Origin of the sequence: Streptomyces synnematoformans (assembly GCF_039531005.1) — a bacterium.
Classification (GTDB): Bacteria; Actinomycetota; Actinomycetes; order Streptomycetales; family Streptomycetaceae; genus Streptomyces; species Streptomyces synnematoformans.
Genome location: NZ_BAAAPF010000713.1, coordinates 1 through 926 on the forward strand (window position 1 = coordinate 1; position 926 = coordinate 926).

Sequence of the window (926 nt, forward strand, 5' to 3'; positions counted from 1 at the left end):
GGCCGCCGCGGCGCCCGTGCAGAGCGTCGTGTGCAGGGCGCCCGCGGCGCGGCTGTCGCGCCAGAGGCGGCGTTCGAGCGCCGTCGCGGCGCGCCCGAAGGCCGCGACGGGGTGGCCGCGGCGGGGGTCGCCGAGTACGTGGTCGGCCACGTAGCCGAGGGTGGTGCCCAGGGCGGCGCCCAGGGCGTACGGGAGGGGATGCGACGGGCTGTCGGGTGTCATGGTGCCGTTCGGTGCGGGGTGCGGGTCGGTGGTCGTCCGGGGGCGTCGGGCGTACCCGCGGGCCGGGCGGGAGGCGGTGCGGACGGGGCCCGGGGCGCGGCGGGGTTCCGGGCGGGCGCGGGGCCGGGGGACGCTCCCCCTCAGCCCGGCATCACTGAGATCCCCCCTGCTCAGCGGCAGGGGGCACCGAGCCGGTGCCGGCCGTCGTGCAGCAACCCGAAACCGGGAGCCCCGTTGCGGGGTACGGGAGCGATGCGGGGACCGGCGGCCGTGTCGGCGGCGGTCGGTGTGGCCGGCTGAGCCATGGCGGAAAACCTCCCTGGGATCACGCGTCCCATGCGGTGGAGCTGCTCACGACGGTGCGGGTCTGACTCACCGGACTCCGCCCCTGGCGGGCGTCGTCCGGCTCACAGTGGCGCGGCCGTGCCGGATTCTCACCGGGCTTCCGTTGCGCCGTCGTCTTCGGTTGACGAGGTGACGATACCGTCGCCTGCGGGTCGGCGGCCATACGGTCCCCGTCGGCCGGGAAACGGAAGAGGCAGGTGAGACGGCTGGTGACGGTCCGGGTGATGCTTGTCACGCCGGCGATCAACGCCGGGCGGGCGCACGCGCTGCTCGGCGCCGACGAGCCGCTGGACGCGGCGGGTCGGCGTGCGGCGGAGCGGGCGGGTGCACGGGCGGCGGCGTCGCTCCGTACGCCCGCG

1 protein-coding gene is annotated in these 926 nt (G+C 77.2%); it reads right to left on the minus strand.

The annotated features are described in order from the left end of the window. The coding region (locus tag ABD317_RS37290; RefSeq protein ID WP_344296558.1) for a cobalamin biosynthesis protein at positions 1 to 222 on the minus strand (222 nt) is incomplete at its 3' end. Between the last annotated feature and the right edge of the window lie 704 nt (positions 223 to 926).